This window comes from Streptomyces sp. NBC_01775 (assembly GCF_035917675.1).
GTDB lineage: Bacteria > Actinomycetota > Actinomycetes > Streptomycetales > Streptomycetaceae > Streptomyces.
The window spans coordinates 8562818-8587296 of the sequence record NZ_CP109104.1 but is presented as its reverse complement, the minus strand read 5'-3'; the positions used below and the strand labels follow the sequence as shown (position 1 = coordinate 8587296).

Here is a 24479-nt window from a genome sequence, read left to right as displayed (position 1 = left end):
GCTCACGCGGGCTCTCCTTGGGCTGCGTCGTCCTGGGTTGCGTCGTCCTGGCCTGCCTCGCCCTGGGTTGCGTTGTCGGAGTGGTCGGACTCCAGGACGGCGACGAGGTTCTGCTGGAGGCAGGGTCCCGAGGTGGCGTGGGCGACGGCGCGGCGCGACTCGCCACGGCTGATGCGCGCCGCCGCCTCGCCGATCCTGATGAGGCCCGCGGCCATCACGGGGTTGGCGGCCAGCGGCCCGCCGGAGGGGTTGATCACAGTCTCGCCGCCCAGCCGGAGCGCCTTGCGGAGAACGACCTCCTGGGAGGTGAAGGGGGCGTGGAGCTCGGCAGTGTCGGGCGGGGGCGCGGAGGCGTCGAAGAGCCCGGCGCGCTCGGCGGCCAGCCGGGTGGACGGCGAGTCGGTGAGGTCGCGTACGCCCAGGCTGTGGGCCTCGATCCGGTGGTCCATGCCGCGGATCCAGGCGGGGCGCGCCGCGAGCAGGCGCGCGGTGTCCCCGGCCGCCAGGACGACGGCAGCCGCGCCGTCGGTGACCGGCGGCACGTCGTGCATCCGCAGGGGCTCGGCCAGGTAGCCGCCCTCCAGCAGCGCCTCCGCCGGGGCCGAACCGCGAAGCTGCGCACGGGGGTTGTCGGCGCCGGCCTCTCTGCTGCGCGCGGCGATCCCGGCCAGCTCCCGCTCGTCGGTCTCCCCCGCGTCGAGGAGCGCGCGGGCCTGGAGCGCGGCCAGCGAGACGGAGTCGGGCCACAGCGGGGCGACGTAGTAGGGGTCGAGCTGTCGGGTGAGGACCTCGGGCAGGTCACCGGGCGAGGACTTGCCGTACGAGTAGACCAGCGCCGTCTCGGCCTCACCGGTGAGGATCTTCACCCACGCCTCGTACAGCGCCCAGGCGCCGTCCATCTCCACATGCGACTCGGAGATCGGCGGCCAGGCGCCGACGCCGTCCAGCGCCATGGTGAAGGAGAAGGCGCGGCCGGCGAGGTAGTCGCAGGAGCCGGAGCAGGTGAAGCCGATCTCGCCGGCGCTCAGCCCGGTCTGGTCCAGTACCTCGCGCAGCACCGGCATCAGCATCTCGACCTCGGACACGTCGTCGGCCGCGCGTACGTGCCGTGTCTGCGCGAAGGCGACGACGGCGACCTCCCCGGGGCTTGTCACAGCAGCTCCTTGTAGGTGTCGTAGGCGGCGTCCGGCTCGCCCGTGGGGCGGTAGTGGTCGGGGTAGCGCCCGCCCTCGGTCCAGACGGGCTCCACGCGCAGGCCCATGCGCACCTGGTCGTAGGGGATTCCGGCGATGCGGCCGTGCAGCGCGAGCCCGGCGCCGTCGAGCGCGATGTGGCCGTAGACGTAGGGAACTTCGATGTCCAGGTTCTTGGCCTTGATGTTGACGACGCAGAAGGTGGTGACGGTCCCGGCCGGTCCGACCTCGACCTGCTCGTCGGTGGGGACGCCGCAGGTGGGGCAGGCGCCGCGCGGCGGTACGTAGACCTTGCGGCACTGGGGGCAGCGCTCTCCGAGGGTGCGCTGTCCGGCCAGTGCGGCGAGGTAGCGGGTCTGGGCGCGGCCGGGGGTGTAGGTGTAGTCGAGGCGGGCCCGGGCGACGATGCCGGTGACCGGCTCCGCGAACTGCCCGCTGTGCGGGGCGGCTGCACCTGCCGGGGCGGCCTCGTCGGCCGGTTCGAAGCAGGCGATGTCGGTGATGGCGCCGGTGCGCTCGGCCGCCCAGCGGACGCGGACGCGCATGCCGGTGCGCACGACGTCGGGGCCCGGTGCGTCCAGCGCGTGCAGCAGGGCGCTGTCGGCGCCGTCGAGGCGGACCAGGACCCAGGCGAAGGGGCGGTCCAACGGCTGGCCGCGGCGCGGTGTCCCGTTCCAGGACCAGGTGGTGACGGTGCCGGTCTGGGCGACCTCGACCAGATCGCGGATCTCCTCGGCGGTGACCGGGTCGTACTCGGCCGGCGGTACCAGCACGCGCCCGTCGGATGCCGTGACGCCGAGGACGGTCTGCTCCCTGAGCCCGGTGAGGAACGCGCTCTGTACGGGACCGAGGGACCTGGTGAACGGGAACTCGACGATCAGCGGTGCGCTGAGCACTTCGTGTGAGGGGGCTGCGTTCAAGGGTGGGTACCTCCCCGTAGTGGCTGGGGCTCGGTGGCCGGGTGGGCGCTACGGGCCCGTCGGCCGTGTCCTGCGGGCTGTCAGCCGTGTCCTCATTCGCGGCGGAAGCGCGGCTCGCGCTTCTCCGCGAAGGCACGGGAGCCCTCCTTCGCGTCGGCCGTGCCGAACAGGGGCCATCCGCGCTCCAGTTCGAGCGCGAGCCCGTCCGCCTCCGGCAGAGCGGCCGTGTCATAGACGGATGCCTTGACCGCCTCGACAGCCAGCGGCCCGCAGGCGTTGACGCGTTCGGCGATCTCCAGCGCCTTCTCCAGCGCGCTCCCGTCGGGGACGACGTGGCCGATCAGTCCGATACGGGCGGCCTCCTCGGCCGGGTAGGGCCTTCCGGTGAGCAGCATCTCCAGCGCGTGGGTGCGCGGGATCTGACGCGGGAGGCGGACCGTGGAGCCGCCGATGGGGAACAGCCCGCGGCGCACCTCGTAGAGCCCGAAGACCGCGTTTTGGCCCGCGACCCGGATGTCGGTGCCCTGGAGGATCTCCGTGCCGCCCGCCACGCAGTGGCCCTCGACGGCGGCGATGACCGGTTTGCGGGGCCTGTGGTGGCGCAGCATCGCCTTCCAGTGCAGGTCGGGGTCGTCGCGCAGCCGCTCGCGGTAGTGGTCGCCGCTCATGCCGCCGCCGTCCGCCAGCGCCTTGAGGTCCATGCCGGCGCAGAAGGTACCGCCGGCGCCGGTGAGGACGACGGAGCGTACGTCGTCGTCCTCGTCGGCCTCCAGCCAGCCGTCGTACAGCCCGACGAGCATCGGCAGGGACAGGGCGTTCTTGGCCTCGGGGCGGTTCAGGGTGAGCACGAGGGTGGCGCCCACGCGCTCCAGGGACAGGTGTTCGGTGCCGCCCATCGCGGTGTCCTCCCGTCTGCGGTCCGCCTGGGACCTGGAACAGGTTGCAGTAGCGGCGCCGCGACTTCAAGAGTTTTCTGACAGGTAGTCAGTTTTCTTGTGCCGCCCCCCTTCCCGTCTCTCCTCCCCGGTGCTCTGATGACCGGCACACCGTCCGCCACCGACGGTCACCGACTGCCACCGTCCGGTCCGGGTATGGAGGAGCGCGCCGTGGAGTACAACCTTGCCGACCTGTTCGAGTCGATCGCCGACACCGTCCCGGACCGCGAGGCGCTGGTGTACGTGGACCATCCCGGTACCGGCCAGGAGCGACGGCTGACCTACGCGCAGCTGGACCGCGCGGCCAACCGCCTCGCCCACCACCTGGCCGACAGCGGGGTGGCACCGGGCGAGCACGTGGGCCTGCACCTCTACAACGGCATCGAGTACGTGCAGACGCTGCTGGCCTGCCTGAAGATCCGCGCCGTGCCCGTCAACGTCAACTACCGCTACGTCGAGGACGAGCTGGTCTACCTCTACCGGGACGCCGACCTGGCCGCGCTCGTCTTCGACGGCGAGTTCACCGACCGGGTGGCCGCCGCGCTGCCCCGCGCGGAGAAGCTCCGTCACCTCCTGCGCGTCGGCCCGGCCCCCGAGGGGGCGCCGGAGCCGGGCATCACACCGGTGCCCTTCGCCGAGGCGGCGGCGGCCGGATCACCGCAGCGGGACTTCGGGCCCCGCTCGGGGGACGACCTGTTCATCATCTACACCGGTGGCACCACGGGGATGCCGAAGGGAGTGATGTGGCGCGCTGAGGACCTGTTCTTCTCCGGCCTGGGCGGCGGTGCGCCGACGGCCGAGCCCGTCTCCCGCCCCGAGGAACTGGCCGAGCGCGCGGCGGCGGGCGGCGAGGGGCTGGTCTTCTTCCCCACTCCCCCGCTGATGCACGGCACTTCGACGCTGACCCTCTTCATCGGGCTGAACTTCGCACAGAAGGTCGTCATCCACCGCAAGTTCGTGCCCGAGGAGGTTCTGCGCACCATCGAGCGGGAGCGGGTGACGACGGTTTCGCTGGTGGGGGACGCCATGCTGCGGCCCCTGGTCGACGCGCTGGCCGGGCCGTTGAAGGGCTCGGACTGCTCCTCGCTGCTGGCGGTCTCCAGCTCGGGCGCGGTCCTGTCGGAGACGGTGCGCGAGCAGTTCACCACGCTGGTACCGGACGCGCTGCTCATCAACAACTTCGGCTCCTCCGAGTCCGGCTTCAACGGGACCGCGACGGCGGACTCGGGACCGGGAAAGGGCTTCCGCATCGCCGTGAACGACGGCATCGCCGTTGTCGACCCCGCCACCCACGAGCCGGTACCGCCCGGCGATGTGGGCCGGATAGCGCTGCGCGGCCATGTGCCGCTGGGCTACTACAACGACCCGGCCAAGAGCGCCGAGACCTTCTTCGCCGCACGCGGAGCCCGCTGGGTACTGCTGGGCGACATGGCGACCGTCGACGAGGAGGGCGTGGTCACCGTCCTGGGCCGGGGATCGCAGTGCATCAACACCGGCGGCGAGAAGGTGTACCCGGAAGAGGTCGAGGAGGCGCTCAAGTCCCACCCGGACATCTACGACGCGCTGGTGGCCGGCATACCGGACCCGAAATGGGGCAGCCGGGTCGCCGCCGTCGTCCAACTGCGCGAGGGCGCGGCGCGGCTCACCGACGAGGGGGTCACGACGCACTGCCGCACCCGCCTCGCGGGCTACAAGGTGCCGCGCACGGTCGTGTTCTCCGACCACATCCAGCGCTCGCCCAGCGGCAAGGCGGACTACCGGTGGGCGAAGGAGACGGCCGCGCAGATGGCAGCCGACTCCTGACCTCGCGCCCTTCTCCCCGCAGCATTGGGTGCCTCTCTTCCCCACCGCAGCGGCGCCCAGCCACAGGACACATGACCGGCGGTGCCGAACCCGCCCCGGACCGGGATCCGTTCGGCACCGCCGATGCCGCCGTCGGGGTGCTCACCATCGCGGCGGAAAGAGGGGCGGACGCCCCCACCCGCGGCGGAAAGAGGGGGCTACTCGGCCAAGAAGGTCAGCACCGCCGTGGTGAACTCCCGGGGGCGGGCCTCATGGACCATGTGGCCCGCCCCGTCGATGGTGATGTGCCGCGCCCGCGGGATCCGTTCGGCCATCTCGGCGAGGTCCTCCTGGGGCAGGTGGCTGCGGTCGCCGCCGCCGATCAGGAGCGTCGGCGCCGTGATCCGGGAGAGGTCGTCCCACCAGCGCGGGTCGGGCTCGTTGCGCTGACGCGTCCACTGGACCTTGACCTCCCAGTCGAACGCCTGCTCGCCCGGCGGCGGTTGCGGCACCTCCTGCGGAGGCCGCAGGGGCTTCATCGCGCCGGTCTCCTCCAGCACGAGCCGCTCCACCCGGCCCGGGTGCTCCTGCGCGAAGAGGTAGGCGACCACGGACCCGAAGGAGTGGCCGACCAGAATCGCCTCGCCGATGTCGAGCGCGTCGAGGAAGCCGAGGAGATCCCGCCGGAAGTCGTCCATGGCGTAGGTGCCTGGCCAGTCGCTGTCACCGTGTCCGCGCAGGTCCAGCGCGTACACGGGGTGCGCGGCGCCGAGCTGGGAGATCAGCGGGCCGCGCCAGTCCTCGCCGTCCTCGCCCAGGCAGTGCAGCAGCACGACGGGCACGCCCGTCTCCGCGCCCCAAGCGCGGTAGACGAGCCGTACCCCGCCCGTGCGGACGGTCCGCGTTCCGTTTTCGCTCATACGGGGGACCGTACCCGTTACTCGTCCCCCTTCCCCAAGGGCGGCGGCGCGTCACCCGGGGGCAGCTTGGCCAGCTCCGAGCGCCGGTAGGAGTACGCGAAGTAGACGATGAGGCCGATCACGAGCCAGACGCCGAAGCGCACCCAGGTCACCCAGGACAGGTAGGTCGTCAGCCACACCGAGAAGATCACCCCGAGCGCCGGGACCACGGGCATTCCGGGGAGGCGGAACTGACGCGGCAGGTCGGGCTGCTTGTACCGGAGCATGATCACCGCGACGCACACCACGACGAAGGCGAGCAGGATGCCGATGTTCGTCATCTCGGCGGCCTCCTCGATGGGCAGGAAGCCCGCGATCACCGCGGAGCCCACGCCGACGATCCAGGTGACGCGGGTGGGAACCTTGCGCACGGGGTGGGTCTTGGCGAACCACTTGGGCAGCAGCCCGTCCCTGCTCATGGAGAACCAGACGCGGGTGACGCCCATCATGAAGGTGAACATCACGGTGAGGATGCCGATGATGGCACCGACGGCGATGACGTCGGCGACCCCGCTGAGACCGACGGACTTGAAGGCGGTGGAGAAGCCGCTCTCGGGGCTGATGTCCTTGTAGTTCTGCATGCCCGTCAGCACCAGGCAGACCGCGACGTACAGCACCATGGAGATGACCAGCGAGTAGATGATCGCCTTGGGCATGTGCTTCTGGGCGTCCTTGGACTCCTCGGCCGCTGTGCTCATCGCGTCGTAGCCGAAGACGGCGAAGAAGACGGTGGCGGCCCCCGTGAAGGCGCCGGAGACACCGAAGGGGAAGAACGGCTCGTAGTTGCCGGTCTTGACGTGGAAGACGCCGACGACGATCACCAGCAGGACGACCGCGACCTTCAGGACGACGACCACCAGCTCGAAGCGCGCGGCGCTCTTGATGCCCCGGGTCAGCGCGAAGGCGATCAGCAGACACAGCAGTGCCGCGAACAGGTCGATCCGGTGGCCGTGCCCGGTGCCGGGTGCGCCGAGCATCCAGGCGGGCACCGAGGCACCCATCTCGTTGATCAGGAAGGAGAAGTATCCGGAGATGCCGATCGCGACCACCGCCACGATCGCGGTGTACTCCAGCAGCAGGTCCCAGCCGATGAACCAGCCGCCGATCTCGCCCAGCACGGCATAGCCGTATGTGTAGGCGGACCCGGCCTTCGGAATGAGCCCGGCGAACTCCGCGTAGGAGAGCGCGGCGCAGGCGCTGGCCAGACCGGCGACCAGGAACGAGATCAGCACGGCGGGGCCCGCCTTGCCGTTGGCCACCGTCCCGGCGAGGCTGAAGACGCCCGCGCCGATGATGCCGCCGACGCCGATCGCGGTCAGGTGCCGGAGGCCGAGTGTGCGGGAGAGCTGCTGGCCCGAGCCTCCCTCTGCCTCTTCGATGTGTTCGATGGGTTTGCGGCGGAGGACACCCTCGCCACTCCAGAGCCCGGCCATGGATCCTCTTCCTGCCGTGGGTGCGGGTGACAACACAGGCGCGGGCGGGGCCCGCTGCCACGATCGATCAGCATGACCGTGGCAGGAATATGCGGAACGTAGTCATGCCGTCTCCATTGGGCATCGTTCGCGGCCGGGCCCGTGCGGGCCGTGCCGGGTCACAGGGCTCGCTGCCGCCCCTTCCAGTGCGGTTCGCGCAGCCTGCGCTTGTAGAGCTTGCCATTGGGATCGCGGGGCATCTCGGATATGAAGTCCACCGTTTTGGGGCGCTTGTAGCCGGCGAGGCGCTGCTCGCAGTGCGTCAGGAGGGTCTGTTCGAGGGCGGGGCCGGGATCCTGCCCGGGCGCCGGCTCTATGACGGCCTTGACCTCCTCGCCCCAGTCGTCGTGCGGTATACCGAAGACGGCGGCGTCGGCGACGGCCGGATGGGTGAGCAGGGCCGACTCGATCTCGGCGGGGTAGATGTTCACACCACCGGAGATGATCATGTCGATCTTGCGGTCCCGGAGAAAGAGGTAGCCCTCCTCGTCCAGGTAGCCGAGGTCGCCCACGGTGAAGAAGTCCCCGATGCGGTTCTTGCGGGTCTTGCCCTCGTCCTTGTGGTACGAGAATCCGCCGGTGCTCATCTTCATGTAGACGGTGCCCAGTTCGCCCGGCGGCAGCCGGTTGCCCTCGTCGTCGAAGACGGCCAGCTCGCTGATGGGCCAGGGCCTGCCGACGGTGCCGGGCTTCTTCAGCCAGTCCTCCGCCGTCGCGAAGGCGCCGCCGCCCTCGCTGGCCGCGTAGTACTCCTCCACGCAGCTCCCCCACCACTCGATCATCGCCCGCTTCACATGGTCGGGGCAGGGCGCGGCACCGTGGATGGCGTGTCGCATGGACGACACGTCGTAGGCGTCCCGGGTGCGCTGCGGCAGTGCGAGGAGACGGTGGAACTGGGTGGGCACCATATGGGTGTGGGTGCAGCGGCGGGTGTCGATGAGCCGCAGCATCTCCTCGGGCTCCCACCTGTCCATCAGCACCAGCCGGTGGCCGATGTGCAGCGCGGCGCCGGCGAACTGGAGCACGGCGGTGTGGTAAAGCGGCGAGCAGACGAGGTGGACGTTGTCGTCGAAGGGCTGGATCCCGAAGATCCCGAGGAAGCCGCCGAGATAGGTCTCCTCCGGACGCTTGCCGGACAGTGGCCTGCGGATGCCGCGCGGTCGGCCGGTGGTGCCGGAGGTGTAGTTCATGACCCAGCCACTGGTCCTTGCCTCGGGCGGTGCCCCGGACTGTTCCGCCAGCAGGTCGGCGTACGGCCGGAAGCCGTCGATCGCGCCTACGGCGTAACGGCGGTCCCCGGGCAGGTCCGCCTCGTCGGCCGCGGCGCGCGCGGTCTCGCCGAAGCGGGCGTGCGCGAGGAGCGCCTTGGCGCCGGAGTCGGCGAGGATCCAGGCGATCTCGGGTCCCACGAGGTGGTGGTTGACCGGCACCATGTAGAGCCCCGCCTGGGCGGCGGCCAGATAGGCGGCGAGGAACTCGGGGCCGTTGGGCAGCACCGTCGCGAAGGCGTCGCCCGCCTCCAGCCCCGCCGCTCTGAGGCCGCCGACGAGCTTGTTGCACTCCGCGTGCAGGCGGTCGGCGGACCATTCCCCGCCGTCCGGGGCGATGAGTACGGTCCGGTCGGGGTCCGCCTGGGCCTGCGCCCAGAACCCGTTGGGTGCGTCCGGCACGTTGCTGCTCCTCTCGGTGGATACGCCTCTTGCCCTTGCCCCAGCCCCTCCCCCGGCCTCCGACGGGAGGCGCCCCCGGACGGGCTCGAACCGGCCGGGGGCGGGGGCCGCATCAGCGGTCGGGACCCGCGATCACATTCAGGCGGGCGATGGCACGGTCGAAGCCACGGGTCAGGTCGTCCACGACGGCCTGGACCGAGCGTTCGGAGTTCATGGAGCCGACGATCTGCCCCACCGGAGTGCCCAGCAGGGGCTCGACCTCGTACTTCTGGATCCTGCTGTTGGCCTCGGCCACCAGCAGCCCCTGGAGCGGCATGGGCAGTGTGCCCGGTCCCTCGGGGGTCTCCCAGGCGTCGGTCCAGTCCGTCCGCAGCTGCCGCGCCGGCTTCCCCGTCAGCGCGCGCGAGCGCACGGTGTCACCGGCCCCGGCGGCCAGCAGCTTGCGGGTCAGGGCGCGCGAGTGCAGCTCCGCCTCGGCGGTGGTCAGCCAGACGGAGCCGAGCCAGGCCCCCTGCGCGCCCAGTGCCAGCGCTGCGGCGACCTGTTCGCCGCTGCCGATGCCGCCCGCGCACAGCACCGGAAGCGGGTCGACGGCGCGTACGACCTCGGGGGTGAGCACCATGGAGGCGATCTCCCCGGTGTGGCCGCCCGCCTCGTAGCCCTGGGCGACGACGATGTCGATGCCCGCCTCCTTGTGCCGCTCGGCGTGGTGGGCGCTGCCCGCGAGCGCTGCGACGAGGATGCCCTGCCGGTGCGCGCGCTCGATCACGTCGGCGGGCGGCGAGCCGAGCGCGTTGGCCAGGAGGTTGACGGGGTAGTCGAAGGCGACGTCGAGCTGGTTGCGGGCGACGCTCTCCATCCAGCCGGTGATGCGCCAGCCGCCGCTCTCCCCTTCGGGCAGCTCGGGCACGCCGTACTTGGCGAGGGTCTCGCGTACGTACTGGCGGTGCCCCTCGGGGATCATCGCCTCGACCTCGGCCTCGGTGACGCCCTCGACCTTCTTCGCGGGCATCACCACGTCCAGGCCGTAGGGCAAGCCGTCGGTATGGGCCTCCATCCAGTCCAGGTCGCGTCTGAGTTCGTCCGAGGCGCCGTAGCGCACGGCGCCGAGGACGCCGAAGCCACCGGCGCGGGTGAGCGCCGCGGCGACGGCGGGAAAGGGCGTGAAGCCGAAGAGGGCGTGCTCTGCTCCCAGCTGTCTGCTCAGCTCCGTCTGCATGGGCGGCAGGATGCCGCAGCGGCGCGGCGGAGGGAAGAGATTTTCTGATGCTCTGTCAGATCGACCTGTGTGCGGTTGCCTTGGAGTCCGCTCCGGTCGCTCACGCCCGCTCGGTCACGCCCGCTCTGGTCGCGCCCGCTCCGGTCAGCGTCTGCGGGCCAGCTCGCGGTGGATCTCGGCCGCCTCGCCCGAGCGGCCGAGCTGCTCCAGGCAGTGCGCTTCGTCGTCCCTGCTGGCCAGAGTGTCGGGGTCGGCGGGGCCCAGCACGCGTTCGCGCACCTCGGCGACGTGTCTGTAGACCTCCAGCGCCTCCTCCCAGCGGCCCAGCCACCCCAGACCGACGGCGATCTCGCGGCGGCTGATGAGGGTGTCGGGGTGCTCCCGCCCGAGCACCCTCACGCGGGCCTCACACACCTCGTGGGCCTGGGCGAGCGCCTCCGGCCAGCGGCCGAGCCGTCCGAGGTTGACGCCCAGCCCGTGCAGCGCGCGCAGGGTCTCCGGATCGTCCGGCCCCTGGGCGCGGGCGCGGGCGAGCGCGAGATCCTGGTAGAGCTCCAGCGCCTCGGCGGGGCGGCCGAGCCGGCCCAGGCACACGCCCGACTCGTAGCGGGCCGCGAGGGTGTCGAGGTGGTCGGGGCCCAGGATGTCGCCGCGGGCGGCGGCGACGGCGCGGTAGGTCTCCAGCGCCTCGGCCCAGCGCCCGAGCCTGCCCAGCGCGTAGCCGACCTCGTAGCGGGTCACCAGCGTGTCGGGGTGCTGGGCGCCAAGGACCCGGGCGCGGGCCTGGGCGACCTCGTCCGCCAGCGCGTACGACTCCTCCAGCCGGCCGAGCCGGCTGAGGTTGAAAGCGAGGTTGTGGCGGCAGCGCAGCGTGTCGGGGTGATCGGGGCCCATGGTGCGTTCGCGGGCCGCCAGGACAGCGGCGTACATCTCGTGCGCCTCGGTGTGCCGCCCCAACTGGCCCAGGACGTAGGCCGTTTCCTGCCGCGCCGCGAGGGTGTCGGGGTGCTCGCGGCCGAGCGTCGTCCCGCGGCCCGAGGCCACCTGGGTGTACTCCTCCAGCGCCTCTTGGTGGCGGCCCAGGCGGGAGAGGGTGAAGCCCGTCTCGTAGCGGCTGGCGAGGGTGTCGGGGTGGCCGGGCCCCAGCACCTGCTCCCGCTCGGCGGCGACGGCGCGGTGCACCTCGTGCGCCTCCTCCCATCTGCCGAGCCGGCCCAGGCTGAGCCCGCCGCCGTGCCTGTCGGCCAGGACGGCGAGCAGCTCGCGCGAGGGCGCGGCGGGGACGGTTCGGCGGCGCGCCGAGGAGACGGCGGGCGGCCCGCCCTGGCCCGGTATGCCGACGAGCGGCGGCTCGCCGGAGCCGTGGGGGCCCGTCCACTGGCCGGTCAACGCGCTCAGCGCGCCGGCCGCGCCGGACTCTCGGGCCGCTCCGGACGGCGGGGTCGCGGTGTCCACCGCGGCCCAGGCACCGCTGGCACGGGAGCCGCCGCCGATGCCCTCGCTCCAGGCGGGAGGCCGCGCCGGGGCGGCGGCGTGGAAGGACGCCGGGGCGGGGACCGGACCCGGAACCCGCACGGGGACCTGTGAGGAGACCGGAGCGGCGCCGAGCCGGGTGAAGGACCCGGAGCGGGCACCGGAGGCCGTCGCACGGCCGCCCTCCGAGGTGCCCGAACGGGCCGCCACCAGGCCCGGCGCGAGTGCGGTCGCGGAGTGCGGACGCTGGTCCGGATCCTTGGCGAGCAGCCCGAGGATGATGTGCTCCAGCGCGCGGGGCAGCTCAGGGCGCCTGGCACGCGGCGGCGGGGGCGTCGCGTCACGGTGGCCCACCAGCACCGACCAGGCGTCGCCGCCCTCGAACGGAGGCGCACCGGTGGCGATCTCGTAGAGCACGCACCCCAGCGAGTACAGGTCGCTGCGGTGATCGACGGTGGTGCCGGCGATCTGCTCGGGCGACATGTAGTGCGGGGTGCCCATGGCGATGCCGGTGCCGGTGAGCTTGGCGGTGAAGCCGATGTCGTGGCCGAGCCTGGCGATGCCGAAGTCGCAGATCTTGACCGTGCCGTCACCGGTCCGCATGACATTGGCCGGTTTCAGATCGCGGTGCACGATGCCCTGGTCGTGGGTGTAGGCGAGCGCCGCCGCGACCTGTTCGGCCACCTCGATCACCTCGATGACGGGCAACGGGGACTGCTTGTCGTCCTCCAGCAGCTGGCTGAGGTTGCGCCCTTCCAGCAGCTCCATCACCAGGTAGAGCTGTCCTTCGTGTTCGCCGAAGTCGTGCACCACCGTCACACCGCGGTGCTGGAGCGCGGCGGCCACCCGGGCCTCGCGCCGGAACCGCTCGCGCAGGACGCGCATGAAAGCGCTGTCGCCGTGTTCCGCGAGCGGTTTGAGGCATTTGACCGCCACTCTTCTGCCCAGTGATTCGTCGCGTGCGCGCCACACTTCGCCCATGCCGCCGCGCCCGATGAGATCGAGCAGACGGTAACGGCCCTGAATCAGGGTGTCCTCCGCCATCGCGTGCTGTCGCCCCCGTCGTTGCTCAGTACGTCCCTCCCCTGTCTGCCCAGTATGGCTGCCTCATTCCTGTATGTGTATGCCGTGAGGGGGCGCCGTATACGCGTTTGGCTGGTTGCGGCCCGCTGAAGGCGGATCGTCCGCGATGAGACTGCCCAAAAGGGTGAGGGCGTGCTCGGAGGGGCTGTCGGGGGCGGCCTGGTAGACGACGAGCTGCTGGCCGGGAGCGCTGTTGAGGGTCAGGGACTCGAAGGTGAGGGTGAGGTGACCGACCCGGGGGTGCTGGAAGCGCTTGGCCTCGTGGGCCTTGCTGCGGATCTCGTGGCGGGCCCACAGACGGCGGAAAGTCTCGCTCCTGAGCGAGAGTTCGCCGACGAGTGCGACCAGCCCGGGGTCGTCGTACTCGGCGCGGGCAGCGGCGCGCAGCCCGGCGACAACGTTGCGGGCGGCCTGGTCCCAGTCCGGGTAGAAGCTCCGCGCGTCGGGGTCGAGGAAGACCAGCCGTACCAGGTCCCCGCTGTAGGTGTGTCCGGCGAAGAGGGCCTCGCCCAGGGGGTTGTGGGCCAGGACGGTCATACGGCGGCCCAGGACCACGGCAGGGGTGCGGTCCCAGCACCTCATCATCCGCAGCAGGCTCTCGCTCACCCGCTCCTCCTCGTGCCGGGGTGCCCGGCGCGAGGAGGAGCGGGCGGCTGCCGGCTGGGCCAGCATGTGAAGGTGGGCCGCCGCCTCCGGCTCCAGCCCGAAGGTGCGGGCCAGCGCCTCGACCACCTGCGCGGAGGGGTGGCGCTCACGGCCTTGTTCGAGACGCATGTAGTAGTGGGTGCTCACTCCCGCCAGCACCGCGACCTCTTCCCGCCGCAGTCCAGCGACCCGCCGCCGCTCACCGGCCGGCAGCCCCACATCCTCGGGCCGCACCAGCTCCCGGCGGGCCCGCAGGAACCGGCCGAGCAGATTCTCCTTGTCCATGTCCCGAACGGTAGGCCCGCAAGCGGGGAGACGGGGAGCGCTGAAGGTAGCCGCGCCACTACCCCTATGACGCGCGAAGGCCCCCGCACGTCGTGACGTGGCGGCGCCATCGGCCAAGGGGCTCCACCGGCCAAGGCTGGATGGACGAACGGCGCGACATCATGCCCGGGGCGCGAGCGGACAGCGCACGGTGACCGGTATCCGGTCGACGGACGGCGGGGAACTCGGCATCCCGTCGGCGATCCAGGCGAACTCCAGGGCCGCCAGGGTGGCACCCCCTGCGATGTCCATGGCGTCGGCAGCATGACCCCGCATCACAAACACCGTGAGCGCCGGAGCTTTCGCGATCCAGCCAGGAACGTGCACCTCACCACACCCGTCAGGATCCCCGGGCGGCTCCGCCACCAGGTCTTCCTGGAGGAGTTCGCCCTGCGGCCGGCCAAGGACTGGTGGGGTGGGTCGGCAGGGCCGGTTCCCGGAGGAGGCACGAGAGACCGCGGACCCGACCCGGCTGACGCGCTTGTCCGGCATCACTTCGCACACCGCGATCCACTACGTCCGCGCGGCCCACCCCGGATGCTTAACCATCGACCCCGCCCAGGCGTGAGCCTTACTGACGCCGCTGGCCAAGGACACAGAACTCGTTGCCTTCGGGATCCGCCAACACGACCCACGATTGGTCACCCTGGCCGATATCAACACGCTGTGCGCCATGAGCCACCAGCCGAGCCACCTCGGCTTCCTGGTCATCAGGCCTGAAGTCGAGATGCAGTCGGCTCTTGGCCTTCTTGCTCTCGTCAATCCGGACGAAGTCCAACCCCGGCAGACGATCCGGCTCCGGACGGATCTCGAACTCCTCGTCAGAGGAGTGGACCACAACCCAGCCAAGAGCCGTAGCCCACCACTGCCCCAAGGCCACCGGATCTTCCGAGTGAACAAGTACCTGTTCCCATTCCAAGGTCATCCGCCGAGCCTAGACGGCCAGGGCTTCGAAAAACAGGCGCTCAGGCCTCCCTCCTCGGGGACAGCTGAAGGGGATGGTGTCGGGCGGTGACGACGCAGACGTGGGCGAGTTCGGGCCGGCTCTTCCAGCCGCGTACGCGGAGTGGCCGGTTCAGCGGCGTACGCGGGGCATGCCCAGGCCGATCCAGGAGATGATCTCGCGCTGGATCTCGTTGTTGCCGCCGCCGAAGGTGAAGATGACGGCGCTGCGGTAGCCGCGCTCCAGTTCGCCGCCCAGCACGGCACCGGCCGAGCCTTCCTTGAACGGTCCGGCGGCGCCTACGACCTCCATGAGCCAGGCGTAGGCGTCGCGGCGCGCCTCGCTTCCGTAGACCTTGACGGCGGAGGCGTCGTGCGGGGTCAGCGTGCCCTTGTCGAGCGCGTCCACCATCTGCCAGTTGAGCAGCTTCATCGCGTCCAGGCGGGCGTGACTGCGCGCGAGACGGGTGCGGACCCAGCCCAGATCGATGACACGGCGCCCGTCGGCGAGCTTGGTCTCCGCAGCCCAGCGCCGGGTGTCGGCCAGGGCACGGATGGCCATGGTGCCGTGCGCGGCGAGAGTGACACGCTCGTGGTTGAGCTGGTTGGTGATCAGGCGCCAGCCGTTGTTCTCCTCGCCGACGCGGCGGGAGGCGGGGACGCGGACGTTCTCGTAGTAGCTGGCCGTGGTGTCGTGCGAGGCCAGGGTGTTGATGACGGTGCACGAGTATCCGGGGTCGCTCGTCGGTACGAGCAGCAGGGTGATCCCCTTGTGGGGCTTGGCCTCGGGGTCGGTGCGTACGGCGAGCCAGACCCAGTCGGCGGTGTCGCCGTTGGTGGTCCAGATCTTCTGCCCGTCGACGACGTAGTGGCCGGTCTCGGTGTCGCCCTCCCGCACGGCGCGGGTCTTGAGCGCGGCGAGGTCCGTGCCGGCGTCGGGCTCGCTGTATCCGATGGCGAAGTCCAGCTCGCCGGCGAGGATCCGGGGAAGGAAGAACTCCTTCTGCTCGTCGGTGCCGTAGCGCATGATCGTGGGGCCGACGGTGTTGAGCGCCATCAGCGGCAGCGGGACGCCGGCCTGTGCCGCCTCGTCGAAGAAGACGAACTGCTCGACCGCCGTCATGCCCCGCCCGCCGTACTCGCGCGGCCAGCCCACACCCAGCCAGCCGTCAGCGCCCAGTCGTCGGACGGTGTCGCGGTAGAACCGCTTCTGCTCGGCGGCCTCGGCGTAGCGTTCGTGCGCGTCCGGCGGCACGAGCCGGGCGAAGTACTCCCTCAACTCCGCGCGCAGCTCCTGCTGTTCGGTGGTGTATTCGAGGTACACGGCCCCTCCGCTCCACGTGGTACGACCCTGCGGCGGCGCTCACCGTAGAACGTGTTCCACCACAAGGGAATGGCGGCGACGCGACCGCCTGCACGGCCGGCGGGCTGGAAGAACCTGAGCATGTCCTGGGCAGCGGGGGGGACGTGAGGAGGTCCGCGATGTACGCCGACTCCCCGGGCGGCCTCGGAGGCGCGTGCGAACATCACCGTCCCGTAGCGCCGGAGCGCGCCTTCCTGGTCGCCGGGCGAGGCGGCGAGCGCGAGGGCGAGTCCGGCGGCGTCGAGCATCGCCAAGTTGGCGCCCTGCCCCTGCCCGACGGGCGGCATCAGACGGGCGGCGTCACCGAGAAGGGTGACACCCGGGGTGGCGGGCCAGGTGAGTCCGGGCGGCAGCCCGAAGAGCGGACGCGGCACGAAGGGCCCCTCGCAGACGTGGATCAGCGCGGTGATCCCCGGGACCCAGCCGGCGAACAGCTCCGCCAGGCCCGCTGGGGCGCCGGCGGTGTCCGTGCCGGCGACGGCAACGGCAACGGCGATTTCGACCTCGACCTCGACACGCTCTGGAGTGCCGTCGGGGGGTGCACGCCTATCCGTGCGGCGCGCTCCGGAAGGAGATCGCCGAGGCCGTCCACAAGGGCACCCGCACGGACCCGGAGACCGTCTTCGACGAGGGCCTCGGCCATCTCCTCGACGGCATCGCGGCGCGTCTGACCCACTGAGCGCCGGGGGCGTACACCGACCGGACGGCTGTACGAGAAAAAACCGCCCAACTCTCCTACTGCATATATGCATTGACTGGTGGATAGTGGAGACGACTTCGGGAAGCGACGGCCCACAGGCGGCCACTTCTCGGAGAGCGGCCGGCCGCCATCCTCGCGATTCCGCCGACCGGCCGGCCCGCGACCTGGGGCACAGCATGGCTCCCCCCCTCGTGCCCCAGGTCGCACTCTCCGGCAGCGACCCTCCGGGGAGGACGGGTGGAGCGGTAGACGGGGGCCGTTCCGCGCATGCCCCTCCCCCGCCGCTCAGGGGTGCGCGCCGCGTTCGTACGGGCCGCGGCTGGCGCCCTTGCGTTCGGCCAGCACGGACTCCATGAACTCCTGGTCGGCGGCGCACGCGTAGGGCAGCTGTCGCCAGCGGGGGTTGTGCCCCGGGTGGTCGCCCCAGCCCTCAGCGGTGCGGCACAGCAGGTTCCAACGGCGGGAGATGTCCTGGTGCAGGGCCTGGATGTGGCCCGGTCGGTGCGCGCGGCCCTGGGCCACGTACCGCTCCCAGGCCGAGAGGCAGTCGCACAGGTCGACGCAGTCCATGGTGACGTGCGCGGCCAGCGCCTGGAGGGCCATGTGTGCTCTGCCGCCTTCGGTCATGTCCACGGTGGCCTCGGCGATGCGGGCCTCCAGGAAAGCGCGCAGCGGCGCCACGTCGGCGCTGACGAGATCCTCGGAGTACTCCAGCACGGCCGCGGGCCGCCTGCGGGCGTCGGACACCGGGCATCTTCTCCCTCACCGGCCCGGCAGGCTGACCGTCTGTCACATCCGTTCCACCGTCCCGGTCCTCGGCACGGTAGCGGAGGGCCGACGGGCACCGAGGCGGTTTCGGGCATCCCTGCCGGGGGCGGAGAGGCGACAGGAGACGCCCGACGCGAGCTCATTTAAGGGGTTACGCAATAAATCACCTATTTGCCAGATTCATACGATCCGCACGATCTGTGAAGATAGTGAAGCTCATGGTGACCGTCCCCTACATCAGGAGTACTGGTGATTCTTTCCATCTCGGGTGTCGTGCTGCTCGGTGTGATCGTCTTCCTGTTCTTCCGCAAGGACGGCCTCAAGATCTCGCACGCCCTGGTGTGCGCGCTCTTGGGTTTCTACCTGGCGAGCACCGCCATGGCGCCCGGCATCAAGGCGGGCGGCGAGAGCCTCGCCGGCCTGCTGGGCGGCATCAAGCCCTGAGACGGGCCAGAAGGAGCTGCGTGTGAGCCGGTGGGCACTGCCGTCGCGGTGGGCCGCACGGGATGCCCTGCGGGCGGGCACCAAGGGTGTGCTCGATGTGCTGCACCCCTTGCTGGTGCTCTGGCGCGGGCTCGTGCGGCTGGCCGCGATGGGCCGGAAGTGGTGGGCCCGCACCCCCGAGGAGCGGCGGCGTCCCACGCTGTTCCTGGTGGCGGCGTGCGGGTTGCTGCTGTGGCTGATGCCGTACGGACCCGCCCTCGTCGCGCTCTCACTGGTGGGCGCCGCCGCGTGGTGCGGGAGGGCGCGGGCCCGGGGGCCGGAGGCTGGGAAGCGCGCCCCCTCGGATGAGGAGTCCGACCGCCTCCGGGTCCTGTACGAGGCCCTGGTTCCGTACTTCGCCGTGGACGGCGACCCCCACCCCGAGCCTCTGTACACGCTGGACGGGGCGTGGGAGCGCGCTTTCGAGGACTTCGTCTTCCACGAGGGCCGGCTGAGCACGCTGCTGCTGCGCTACCCGGCCTGGTTCCGGGACGGGGAGGCGGGCCGGCGGCTGTACGTGGAGCAGCTGCTGGCGGCCAAGTCCGGGCGCGGGCGCGAGTACCGCTTCGCGTGGGACGAGGAGTGCAACCTGCTGGAGATGACAGCGCTGGAGCCGCTGCCCACCGGTATCCACGCGCAGCCTTTCGTCACCGCGCCCGGCGAGACGGTGCTCGGGTTCACGGACGGACCCGAGGTGCGGCGTACCGTCCCCGTGGAGATCCTCGGCGTCGCGGGGCCCCGTGACGTGCCGCCGGTGGTGTGGCGCACGGGCCCGCGGGCGACCGAGCCGCATCTGCTCGCGATGGGGCTGCCCGGCTCGGGCACGAGTTCGCTGCTGCGGTCGGTGGCGCTCCAGGCGCTGCGGCGTGGCGAGGTGCTGGTGGTGGACGGCGACGGGAGCGGGGAGTTCGCCTGTCTGGCCGCGCGGCGCGGGGTGCTCGGCGTGGAGTCCGCGCTGCCCGGGGTGCTGTCGGCGCTGGAATGGGTGGAGCGCGAGACGGAGCGGCGGCTGCTGTCGGCGGGCCGGGCCGGGCAGCGCGGTGAGTACGCCCCTGAGGACGAACGGCAGCCCCTGTGGGTGCTGTTGGACCGGCCGGCCGTGCTGAGTCATCTGGCCAGGACCGAGGGACAGCGCGACCCACAGGATCTGCTGGCGGCGCCCCTGCGGCACGGGAGAGCCGCGGGGGTGAGCGTGGTGGTGGCCGAACAGTTCGAAGGGGCAGAGGGGTTGGGCGAAGCGGTGCTCGCGCACACCGGGGCGCGGGTGGTCTTGGGCGCGGTCTCCCCCGAGCAGGCGGGCAGTGTGCTCGGACTGGCCCCGCGGACGGGCCCCGCCCCGCACGCACCGGCGGGGCGGGGATTCGCGCGGCTGGGCTCGGGCCCGGTGCTGCGCCTCCAGGTACCCGCGACACCCGACCCGTTCGACGAGTCGGCCGGCAAGCCGGAGCGTGCGGCGGTGTGGGCGCTGCTGCCGGAACCGGCCGCCGACGCCGTCTTGTCGGCCCCGGCCGGGCTGCGGGGCGTCGTCGGAACGCCGGGGGATCCGGGCGCGCCGACAGCTCGGGAGACCTAGGCGCTGCTTCTCGGATCGCGCGACGTCAGTGGGGTGTCGAGGCCGGGCTGAGGACATGGGCCGTGGGGGTCTGACGAGCCGCGTTGCCTCGTCCTCACCGGCGCCAGTGCGAACCATGGCGGATCTGAAGGCGTCAGAGTCGGCGAAGTACGACGCTGCGGACGCCGTCGTCTCCGGCTCGAACCGCCAGCTCTCGGTCAGGGGGCCGACATCGACCCTGTCGAAGCCGAGTCGGCGATCCGCAGGGTACGGGCCGAGTGCCTGACGCGGCGTGGGGCCGGCTAATGGGGGGCGCTGGTGGCCGAGCGCCGCCCCGACCGGTCGGTACCGCCGATGGCCGCTACCGCCGCGATCGGGGCGGTTGTGCATCTGCCGGCTGCCGCCATCGAGGAGGGCCGGGGCCTGTCCTCGATGGCGGCACCCCGGCCGGCACCGCTTACCGTCTGCTGCCGGCCTGACGGCCCGGCCTCACTTCAGGTGCCGGCCGAAGAACCGGTTCCCGTCCTCCACCTCGAACCACGGGGTGCCGGTGTGTCCGCCCGGATTGGCGTGCAGCGTCTTCTCCCTGCTGCCGAAGGCGTCGAACAGGTCCAGGGCCCGCTGCCGGGGGTTCCCTTCGTCGTCCCACTGCAACAGGAACAGCAGCGGAACGGTGACCTGCCGGGCCTCCTCGCGCTGGGCGCGGGGCACGAATCCCCCGGCGAAGAAACCGGCGGCCGAGATGCGCGGCTCGGCCACCGCCAGCCGAATGCCGACGGCGGTCCACCCCGAGTACCCGACCGGGCCGCCGATCTCGGGCAGCGAAAGGAGGGCATCCAGGGTGGTCCGCCATTCCGGGACCGCCTTTTCGACCAACGGACCGATGAAGGACTCGAAGATCTCATCGGCCGGCTCGCCGGCCTGCATCGCCCGGCGGATGTCGGCGCGGGCCTGCTCGTCGGCGGCGGAACGGGGCCGGTCACCGCACCCGGGGGCGTCGATGGAGGCGACCGCGTAGCCGTACGCCGCGGAATGCCGGGCCCGGGCCACCAGCCGGGATTCCCCCTTGGGCAGGCCGTTGTTGTGGGCCATCAGGATCAGCGGGGCCGGTGCGGCCCCAGAAGATCCAGCAGAGCCAGGCGTCCACAGGGCGCCGGGGATCTCGCCGAGGGTGAATTCGCGCTCGAGGACGCCGTCGTCGAGACGCTGTTCGGAAGTGAATTGCATGGTCGTGCCTTTCGGGAGTGCTCAAAGACGGCGCTCCCGGACGACCTTTCGCCCGACCGTGACCCCGGAGGGAAGCACCCATGCCGATACTGCGTTCACGGGTACCACCTCCTCGTTCTCTCGCACGGCCTCCGGAAAAGCAGCAATGGTCGCCGTGGTCCACCAACGGGTTTTCGCCAAGGACATCACGCATCACGTCGCAGGCGCCGTCCAGCTGTCTCGTTCGCCGTCTTGCCACTGGTCGGCTTCGGCCCGAAAGGCCGCGGTCACCCGCCTGCGCAATGTCGAAGCCGCCGCAGCCGAGATCCGGGAACGCGGCACGAACGCCACCACGCTCGACGACGTGTGCCGGCGCAGCAGCACCGGCAAGGGGCAAATGTTCGATTACATCCCGGAAGGCCGGGAACAGCTTCTTCCCGCGGTCGCCGAACTTGAAGCCGAGCGCGTCTTCGACGACCAGCAGCCGTACCTGGGCGAACTCACCTCGCGCGCGGCCTGGGAGGCGTGGCGCGACCTCATCGTCGAGCGCTACCGCGACCAAGGGCTGCACTGCCCGCTCGGGGTGCTGATCGCCGACGTGGGCCGGTACAGCCCGGCCGCGCAGGCCGTGTCGGCGCAGCTGGTGCGGCGGTGGCAGGAGTGCGTCCGAGCCGGTATCGAGGCCACGCAAGCGGCTGGCGAGGCCAACCCGGCGCTCGACGCCGACCGCACGGCCGCGGCTGTGATCGCCACCGTCCAAGGCGGTGTCACTGTCCTGCTCTCCACCGGCTCCGCGGAACATCTGGAGGCCGGGCTGAACCTCTGCCTCGACCACCTGCTGTCGTAGCCCCGCGAGCACCAGTAGTCGGGCGACCGCGTCCCTCCTCGGTCCAAGCATGAGCGACGGTCGGTCGGACTCGGTCCCGTCAGCGGCGCCTTTGAGGGCGCGGACGCCGCCTGCGGCGCTCCGTCACGGCTTGACCTGTCGCAGTGAGGGTTGAGGGGTTCTCATTGAAGGTTGAGTGTGGGGGTCAAGAGATTGTGGCGGCTGGTGGGGTCCACCGGTGGGTGTGGGACACCGCGCTGGAGATGCCGTAGTCCTTCTTCAGCGTGTCGGGGATCGCGTAGTGCATGACGCGTCCGCGGGTGAGGGAGGACAGCTCGAAGACGGTGGTGAGGTGGCCGAGGCGGTCCAGGGCCCAGGCGCCGAGCGGGGAGCGGTCCTCGATGGTCTCCAGGACGCCGAGGAGGTGGGGAGCGGCCTTTACGAGGGTGTCCCACGGCGTGCGCGGCACGTGGAGCCAGTCGGCACAGGTGTCGCCGATGAGGTAGCGGATGAGGGCGGAGACGATCGGGTCGAAGAGGTCACCGGGCACCACTTCCTCGTAGAGGTCGATCAGCTGCCGGGTCAGGTGTGTGCCCTCCACGGAAGGCCCCATGTGCCGGACCATGTACAGGTCGAGGAACCGGCGGGCCTCGTCGAGAGTCCGGGGGACGGTGGCCTGGTCGACGCCGAGCATGGCACCGACGACGCGCCACGCGTAGTAGTAGGCTTCCGCGCCTTCGGTCGACATGTGGATGCCGAGGCGATGCAGGCTGTCCAGCACGAGCAGGGAGAAGAACATCTGCCCGCCGATCATGTCCTCCTGGCAGATCGGCCTCCCGTGGGCTTCGGCGTCCCAGCGGTTCTCGCTCTTGAGGTGGTGGCGGATGGAGGCGTGCAGGAGGCGGACCTTCTGAGCGGCGGGGATGAAGCGGCTACCGGCCTCGAAGGCGTCGGGCCGCATCAGGTAGACGGTGAACTGACCGGTCTCCGCCATCCGTTTGGAGGGGTACTTCATGCCGTGGGTGGTCGACAGCAGCTTCGCGACGTGCGGGACGAGGTAGCAGGCGGGCATGGAGGCGAAGGACAGCGCGGTGGAGATGTGCACGTTGTTGTCGGTGAAGAACAGCCGGGCCTTCTCCATCTCCGACCAGTCCACCCAGGCCGGCGGGACGCGGGTCGCCTCAAGGTATTCGCGCGCGACATCGGGCAGCCCGTCCGGCAGGGGAGCTCCGGCGGTGGAGACGTAGCGCATCAGCGCGTTGAAGGCGCCCACCTCCCCGCGTTCGAAGAGAGCGGCGACGGTGGCGTCGGCGAACTCGTCACCGGCCTGCCGCAGGGCGTCCATCGATGCCTCGGTGTAGGTCATGGCAGGGCTCCTGGTCTTCCACGGTTTCGTCCACGACAGGGGGGAGGGCGGGCTGCCCGGGGCGGCACGGGCTTGCGCCGCCCCGGTGCGAGGGTCAGAACAGGCGGACCGCCGCCGAATGCGCCAGCGCGGTCAGGGCAGCGGTGGCGTGCGCTGGTACTTCCAGCTGGTGGAGGGCATCGAGGGCCTCCTCGACCCGTGCCCCGATCATGTCCTCGATGCGGTCGGGCGCCTTGAGCCGGCGCATCATCCCGCGCACTGCGTCCAGCCCCTTCGTGTCCAGGTCACCTCGGCCCAGCAGGGCGTGCAGCAGCTCCCGCTCGCTGTCGCCGGCGAGGTGCCACGTCTCTGCCAGCAGCGCCGTGGGCCGCTGGCCGCGCACATCGTCGGCACTGGCCTTGCCGGTGCGTTCCGGATCTCCGAACAGGCCGAGCAGGTCGTCCCGAAGCTGGAACGCCTCGCCCAGCGGCAGGCCGTACGCGGAGTAGCCCTCGCGCAGGCGCGCGCCCGCCCCGGCCAGGGCGCCGCCGATCAGCAGGGGCTGCTCGGCGGTGTACTTGGCGGTCTTGTACCGGATCACCTTCAGCGACGTCTCGGTATCCGGGCCGGCTCCGGTATGCAGGATCTCCAGGCACTCGCCCGCGATCAGCTCGCGGGCCATCACCGACCACAGTGGGCGGGCCCGGACGAGATACGCGGCGGGCACACCGCTGGTGGCGAACAGCTGCCCGGCCAGCGCCATCAGCAGGTCCCCGACCAGCATCGCCAGCGACCTCCCGGCGGCGTCGGCGCCTGGGCGGCGCCCTACGGCACCACGCAGGGTGACATGTGCGGTAGGGCGCCCGTGCCGCAGCGGGCTGTCGTCGATGAGGTCGTCGTGCACGACCGCGGCGGCGTGGACCAGCTCGATGGAGGCCGCCGCCCGCAACAGTGCGTCGTTGTCCGGCTGTCCCACCGCACGCCATCCCCAGTAGCAGAACGCCGCCCGCAGCCGCTTGCCGTCCGCGACCGCTGCCTCCAGCTGCTCGGCCACGGCGCCCAGGCTCGGATCGATCGCCGCGAACTCGTCGGCCTGCTGGGCGACGAACCGGCGCAGTACCTCATCGACGCGGGCCTTGAAGGCGGCCGGCTCCCACCGGTCAGATGTCATCGGCGGTCTTCCGAGCCAGGGCGTGCCGGGCGAGGATCTCCAAATGGGCCGGGGGCACGGCCGCGTACCGGTCCAGCACCAGGCGCCCACGCGCCATGAGGTCCTGCTCGGCCTCCGCCGCCAGCTGCGCGGCGTCCGAGCGGCGCAGCATCCCCCGCACCGTCCCCAGGGCCGAACCCAGCGTGCTCACCGCCAGATCGGCCAGCCCGGCCGCCAGCAGCAGCGCCTGGCCGTCCACGCCCCCTCGTCGTCCCGCTTCTTGCGTCATGCCATCTCCCCCACCCGCTGCACATCCAGGCTGTGCCGGTCACTCGCCGTCCTGCCGAGCATCGCGTCACACCGGGCGGGAGAGGCGGAGAACTCACGATTGAGTGATCACATCGCTCGACCGTGCGGGTGGAAACGGGTGGCGTCCTCGCACCGCACGCGGCGCCCGCCGCGCGCACCC

General features: G+C 71.4%; 23 protein-coding genes. 5 read left to right on the top strand and 18 right to left on the bottom strand.

The annotated features are described in order from the left end of the window. Positions 1-2: 2 nt before the first annotated feature. From OHB04_RS37940 to OHB04_RS37930, 3 genes are all read right to left on the bottom strand, one after another. On the bottom strand, positions 3-1154 hold the full coding sequence (locus OHB04_RS37940) for a thiolase domain-containing protein (RefSeq protein ID WP_326809239.1): 1152 nt from the start codon (positions 1152-1154) through the stop codon (positions 3-5). Next, the gene (locus OHB04_RS37935; RefSeq protein ID WP_326692171.1) at positions 1151-2113 is read right to left on the bottom strand and encodes a Zn-ribbon domain-containing OB-fold protein; all 963 of its coding nucleotides are present in this window, start codon (positions 2111-2113) and stop codon (positions 1151-1153) included. The genes OHB04_RS37940 and OHB04_RS37935 overlap by 4 nt, the downstream gene beginning before the upstream one ends. Positions 2114-2205: 92 nt before the next feature. Further along, on the bottom strand, positions 2206-3009 hold the full coding sequence (locus tag OHB04_RS37930; RefSeq protein WP_326809238.1) for a crotonase/enoyl-CoA hydratase family protein: 804 nt from the start codon (positions 3007-3009) through the stop codon (positions 2206-2208). Between the two features lie 210 nt (positions 3010-3219). Between OHB04_RS37930 and OHB04_RS37925 the strand changes: the two genes are divergently transcribed. Continuing rightward, complete coding sequence (locus OHB04_RS37925; protein ID WP_326809237.1) at positions 3220-4851, top strand: acyl-CoA synthetase; 1632 nt, start codon at positions 3220-3222, stop codon at positions 4849-4851. A 197-nt stretch (positions 4852-5048) separates the two neighbouring features. Here the strand turns inward: OHB04_RS37925 and OHB04_RS37920 are convergent, their stop codons facing one another. The 10 genes from OHB04_RS37920 to OHB04_RS37875 form a co-directional block, all read right to left on the bottom strand. After that, positions 5049-5750, bottom strand: a complete 702-nt coding sequence (locus OHB04_RS37920) for an alpha/beta fold hydrolase (protein ID WP_326692168.1) — start codon at positions 5748-5750, stop codon at positions 5049-5051. A gap of 17 nt (positions 5751-5767) precedes the next feature. Then, positions 5768-7222 (bottom strand): amino acid permease, encoded by a 1455-nt coding sequence (locus OHB04_RS37915; RefSeq protein WP_326692167.1) that lies wholly within the window; start codon positions 7220-7222, stop codon positions 5768-5770. A 158-nt stretch (positions 7223-7380) separates the two neighbouring features. Next, positions 7381-8931 carry an acyl-CoA synthetase gene (locus OHB04_RS37910; RefSeq protein WP_326809236.1) on the bottom strand — a complete coding sequence of 517 codons (1551 nt, stop codon included), beginning with the start codon at positions 8929-8931 and terminating at the stop codon, positions 7381-7383. A gap of 112 nt (positions 8932-9043) precedes the next feature. Beyond that, complete coding sequence (locus tag OHB04_RS37905) at positions 9044-10150, bottom strand: NAD(P)H-dependent flavin oxidoreductase (protein ID WP_326809235.1); 1107 nt, start codon at positions 10148-10150, stop codon at positions 9044-9046. Between the two features lie 144 nt (positions 10151-10294). Further along, complete coding sequence (locus OHB04_RS37900) at positions 10295-12667, bottom strand: serine/threonine-protein kinase (RefSeq protein ID WP_326692164.1); 2373 nt, start codon at positions 12665-12667, stop codon at positions 10295-10297. A 63-nt stretch (positions 12668-12730) separates the two neighbouring features. Further along, a complete protein-coding gene (locus OHB04_RS37895) occupies positions 12731-13636 on the bottom strand; it encodes a helix-turn-helix transcriptional regulator (protein ID WP_326809234.1) in 906 nt (301 codons plus the stop codon). Between the two features lie 159 nt (positions 13637-13795). Further along, complete coding sequence (locus OHB04_RS37890) at positions 13796-13951, bottom strand: hypothetical protein (RefSeq protein WP_326692162.1); 156 nt, start codon at positions 13949-13951, stop codon at positions 13796-13798. A gap of 295 nt (positions 13952-14246) precedes the next feature. Continuing rightward, on the bottom strand, positions 14247-14600 hold the full coding sequence (locus OHB04_RS37885) for a VOC family protein (RefSeq protein ID WP_326692160.1): 354 nt from the start codon (positions 14598-14600) through the stop codon (positions 14247-14249). Positions 14601-14750: 150 nt separating this feature from the next. After that, positions 14751-15941: an acyl-CoA dehydrogenase family protein gene (locus OHB04_RS37880; protein ID WP_326692159.1), complete on the bottom strand. Its 1191-nt coding sequence runs from the start codon at positions 15939-15941 to the stop codon at positions 14751-14753. After that, positions 15893-16354 carry an FAD-dependent monooxygenase gene (locus tag OHB04_RS37875; RefSeq protein ID WP_326809233.1) on the bottom strand — a complete coding sequence of 154 codons (462 nt, stop codon included), beginning with the start codon at positions 16352-16354 and terminating at the stop codon, positions 15893-15895. The genes OHB04_RS37880 and OHB04_RS37875 overlap by 49 nt, the downstream gene beginning before the upstream one ends. 164 nt (positions 16355-16518) lie before the next feature. On the opposite strand from OHB04_RS37875, the gene OHB04_RS37870 reads away from it, so the two are divergent. Further along, the gene (locus tag OHB04_RS37870; protein ID WP_326692158.1) at positions 16519-16659 is read left to right on the top strand and encodes a hypothetical protein; all 141 of its coding nucleotides are present in this window, start codon (positions 16519-16521) and stop codon (positions 16657-16659) included. 306 nt (positions 16660-16965) lie between these two features. On the opposite strand, the gene OHB04_RS37865 is transcribed toward OHB04_RS37870, so the two are convergent. Then, positions 16966-17427: a hypothetical protein gene (locus OHB04_RS37865; protein WP_326692157.1), complete on the bottom strand. Its 462-nt coding sequence runs from the start codon at positions 17425-17427 to the stop codon at positions 16966-16968. 270 nt (positions 17428-17697) lie between these two features. Between OHB04_RS37865 and OHB04_RS37860 the strand changes: the two genes are divergently transcribed. Together OHB04_RS37860 and OHB04_RS37855 are read left to right on the top strand one after the other, a co-directional pair. Then, complete coding sequence (locus OHB04_RS37860; protein WP_326692156.1) at positions 17698-17892, top strand: hypothetical protein; 195 nt, start codon at positions 17698-17700, stop codon at positions 17890-17892. A 22-nt stretch (positions 17893-17914) separates the two neighbouring features. Continuing rightward, positions 17915-19504 carry a hypothetical protein gene (locus OHB04_RS37855; RefSeq protein ID WP_326809232.1) on the top strand — a complete coding sequence of 530 codons (1590 nt, stop codon included), beginning with the start codon at positions 17915-17917 and terminating at the stop codon, positions 19502-19504. 468 nt (positions 19505-19972) lie between these two features. Here OHB04_RS37855 and OHB04_RS37850 read toward each other — a convergent pair whose 3' ends face one another. After that, positions 19973-20710, bottom strand: a complete 738-nt coding sequence (locus tag OHB04_RS37850) for a dienelactone hydrolase family protein (protein WP_326809231.1) — start codon at positions 20708-20710, stop codon at positions 19973-19975. Between the two features lie 145 nt (positions 20711-20855). On the opposite strand from OHB04_RS37850, the gene OHB04_RS37845 reads away from it, so the two are divergent. Further along, a complete protein-coding gene (locus OHB04_RS37845; protein ID WP_326809230.1) occupies positions 20856-21536 on the top strand; it encodes a TetR/AcrR family transcriptional regulator in 681 nt (226 codons plus the stop codon). Between the two features lie 184 nt (positions 21537-21720). On the opposite strand, the gene OHB04_RS37840 is transcribed toward OHB04_RS37845, so the two are convergent. The 3 genes from OHB04_RS37840 to OHB04_RS37830 all read right to left on the bottom strand — a co-directional run bounded on the left by OHB04_RS37840 (position 21721) and on the right by OHB04_RS37830 (position 24299). Continuing rightward, positions 21721-22881 carry an oxygenase MpaB family protein gene (locus OHB04_RS37840; protein WP_326809229.1) on the bottom strand — a complete coding sequence of 387 codons (1161 nt, stop codon included), beginning with the start codon at positions 22879-22881 and terminating at the stop codon, positions 21721-21723. Positions 22882-22975: 94 nt separating this feature from the next. Continuing rightward, complete coding sequence (locus tag OHB04_RS37835) at positions 22976-24031, bottom strand: polyprenyl synthetase family protein (RefSeq protein WP_326809228.1); 1056 nt, start codon at positions 24029-24031, stop codon at positions 22976-22978. Next, positions 24021-24299 carry a polyprenyl synthetase gene (locus OHB04_RS37830; protein WP_326692150.1) on the bottom strand — a complete coding sequence of 93 codons (279 nt, stop codon included), beginning with the start codon at positions 24297-24299 and terminating at the stop codon, positions 24021-24023. Before OHB04_RS37830 ends, OHB04_RS37835 begins: the two co-directional genes overlap by 11 nt. Positions 24300-24479 lie beyond the last annotated feature (180 nt).